The organism is Mesorhizobium sp. M7D.F.Ca.US.004.03.1.1, from assembly GCF_003998635.1.
Taxonomy (GTDB): Bacteria; Pseudomonadota; Alphaproteobacteria; order Rhizobiales; family Rhizobiaceae; genus Mesorhizobium; species Mesorhizobium loti.
Map to the genome: position 1 here is coordinate 1 of NZ_RZQG01000683.1, position 3,270 is coordinate 3,270.

Here is a 3,270-nt window from a genome sequence, read left to right on the forward strand (position 1 = left end):
GACCAAGGACAGGCTGGCGACGATCGAGGCAATTCGAATTGTCGAGACCGCGATCCGTGATCCGTTCGACCATTGGCTGGCCGACAATCCGCAGGAAGCCTCGAAGCTGCTCGAATGGGTGATCGCACGTGCCGACGAGCGGGTGCGCCGGCGGCAGGAAAAAGAGGTGTCGCGCAAGAGTGCTGTGCGCAAATTGCGCCTTCCGGGCAAGCTCGCCGACTGCACGCAAAATGCCGCGGCCGGCGCCGAACTGTTCATCGTCGAAGGTGACTCGGCCGGCGGATCGGCCAAGCAGGCACGCGACCGCGCCAGCCAGGCCGTCCTGCCGCTGCGTGGAAAAATCCTCAACGTCGCCAGTGCCGGCAACGACAAGCTCGCCGGCAACCAGCAGATATCCGACCTGATCCAAGCGCTCGGCTGCGGCACGCGCTCGAAATACCGCGACGAGGATCTGCGCTACGACCGTGTGATCATCATGACCGACGCCGATGTCGACGGCGCTCATATCGCCTCGCTGCTGATCACCTTCTTCTACCAGGAGATGCCGGCGCTGGTGCGCGGCGGCCATCTCTATCTTGCGGTGCCGCCGCTTTACTCGATCAGGCAAGGCGGTAAGGTCGCCTATGCCCGCGACGACGCGCACAAGGACGAACTCCTGCGCACCGAGTTCACCGGGCGCGGCAAGGTCGAACTCGGCCGCTTCAAAGGTCTGGGCGAGATGATGGCCGTGCAGCTCAAGGAAACCACCATGGATCCGAGGAAGCGCACGCTGCTTCGGATCGATGTGATCGATGCCGAGGCGGCGACCAAGGACGCCGTCGACGCACTGATGGGCACCAAGCCGGAGGCCCGCTTCCGCTTCATCCAGGAACGCGCCGAATTCGCCGAGACGGAAGTGCTGGATATCTAGCCGCCAGCCGGTCCATAACACGGGCTCCAGTTGCGGAGACGAGCATGTGACCTGGGTGCGGCTGAAAGGCTATTTCGAAACCAGTTTAGCCGGGTTGACCCAACCGACGCGCTCGGACTGGATTTTTGCCCTGCGCACCGTTTCGGCCGGCCTGATCGCGCTGCTGGCCGCCTACGCGCTGAAACTCGACCACCCGCAATGGGCCATGATGACGGTGTTCATCGTCGCTCAGCCGGTTGCCGGCATGGTGCTGGCGAAGGGCTTCTACCGGCTGCTCGGCACGCTTGCCGGCGGCGTTGCGGCGATCGGCATCACCACGGTTTTCGGCACCAACCCCTGGGTGCTGGTGACGGTGCTTGCCGTCTGGATCGGCATTTGCACCTTCGTCTCGTCGCTGCTGCGCAATCCCGAAGCCTATGGCGCCTCCCTTGCCGGCTACACCGCGATGATCATCGGCCTGCCCGGCTTCGGACAACCGCACCTCGTCGTCGACCTCGCCGTCGCACGCTGTGCCGAGATCGTGCTCGGCATTGTCTGCGCCGGCCTGACCAGCCGGCTGATCCTGCCGAAATTGGCGAGCGACGCCATCATCTCGCGCCTGAAACGCTGCATTCTCGATCTCGCGACCTATGCCGGCGGTGCGTTCTCCGGCGGCGATCCCGCAACGCTCTCCGGCCTGCACCGAAAGCTGGTCACTGACACCCAGACGCTTGGCGAGATGCGCGCCTATGCCAGGCTGGAAGCCCCGAGTTTTGCGCCACGCGCCCATCCGGTCCGGCGCACCATCGGACAGCTGCTCTCGGCGCTGTCGGCGGCACGCGCGCTGCATTCGCACGCTGCCCCGAAGAACGCCGCACTTATCCCGGTGCGCTCAGAGTTGCAGACCCTTGTCAGCGAACTGGCGGCCAAGTCAGGCGCGCTGGATGACACCGCACCCTGGGTGGCGCGGCTCGACACCATTTCGGCCAAGGCCCGGCAAATGCCCGATGCCTCGGCCGACCAGGGCGACGACAGGGTCGGCACCATCCCCCGCCTCACCATCGCCGCCGATTTCGCCGAGGCGCTCAAGCAGGTGCTGCGCGGCCTCGACGCCTTGCGCGCGCCTGCCACGCGCCCGGTCCGGGGCAGCAGGCAGCCTGCGCTGGTGGTGCATCGCGATTACCCCGGCGCGTCGCGCAATGCCGTGCGCGCTGCCCTTGCCACGCTGCTGGTCGCGGCCTTCTGGCTGACGACGAAATGGTCGGAAGCGGCGGGCACGGTCATTCTCGTTGCCGTCGTATCGAGCCTGTTTGCCGCTCGCCCCGACCCGGTACAGGTGGCCTGGGGCTTCTTCAAGGGAACGCTGCTGGCGCTCCCCTTTGCCTTTCTGGTCGGCCAGATCGCGATGCCTGCCCTGCCCGGCTTCGGCTGGTTCGTCCTGTTTGTCGTGCCCATCCTGGTGCCGACGGCGCTGGGCATGGCCAATCCGCGCTATGTCGGCGTGGCCACGGCCTTCGCCATCAACTTCCTCGCTTTCCTCAGCCCGCATCAGGCGATGACCTACGATCCTGGCCCGTTCTTCGCCGGCTCGGCATCGGTGCTGGTTGGTATCCTGCTGGCGATCGGCGTTTTCATCTTGGTGCTGCCCGCCGATCCGTGGCTGGCGGCCAATCGCATCGTCCGCGCCATGCGCGAGGATCTGGCGCGGCTTTGCCTGCATGAGCGGGTGCCGAGGCGTTCGGCCTTCGAGAGCCTCGCCTATGACCGCATCAACCAGCTGATGCCGCTGGTGCAGAACGCCGGCAGGAAGGGCGATGCGGTTTTAGGCGGCGGCGTCGCCGCCGTCACCGTCGGCCTGGAAATCCTGCGGCTGCGCGACGCAAGCCAGGGCCATGCCATCCCATCCGAGACCGCGCTTTCGATTGCCAACTTCCTGAGGGGGCTGGCGCGCGAACTGCTCTTCCGCGCCCCCAGCGATCCACAGACCTCGACGGTCACCGTCGCCCGCCAATATGCGGCTGGCATCGCCCAACGAAACGGCACCGGCGAGATGCTGCAGATCGCGGCATCGCTGCGTATCATCGCCGCGGCGATGGAGGATTTTCCGGATTTCTTCGCGAGGGATAAAGGTTAAGCGGCTGCGATCGCCAGCGCGTGGCCGCGCGCGTTTTCGCGCAGCGCATCGAGATGGATCGACTTGACCAGCGCGGCGAGATCGCCTTCGGCGGATTGCCCGCCCACTTCCTTGAGCATCAGCCAGCTGACCTCCTGCACTCCGGCGACGCGCTTGCCGTTGGCGACCTCGCGCCAGATCTTCAGCGCGCGCAGGATGATGGCATGCGTGGCAGCGGCGAGGCCGGCGCTGCCACGCATGCCATCAT

The 3,270-nt window shown here is 66.1% G+C and carries 2 protein-coding genes and 1 pseudogene; 2 read left to right on the plus strand and 1 reads right to left on the minus strand.

What is annotated here, in order from left to right; all coding sequences use genetic code 11:
• Nucleotides 1-910, plus strand: a 910-nt coding sequence (locus tag EN935_RS27940) for a toprim domain-containing protein (protein ID WP_245489066.1), incomplete at its 5' end; no start/stop codon positions are given.
• Between the two features lie 46 nt (nt 911-956).
• Nucleotides 957-3,023, plus strand: a complete 2,067-nt coding sequence (locus EN935_RS27945) for an FUSC family protein (protein ID WP_127373837.1) — start codon at nt 957-959, stop codon at nt 3,021-3,023.
• Here the strand turns inward: EN935_RS27945 and EN935_RS27950 are convergent.
• A pseudogene (locus tag EN935_RS27950) lies at nt 3,020-3,270 on the minus strand (hypothetical protein); the annotation flags it as partial. The gene EN935_RS27945 and the pseudogene EN935_RS27950 sit on opposite strands and share 4 nt — an antisense overlap.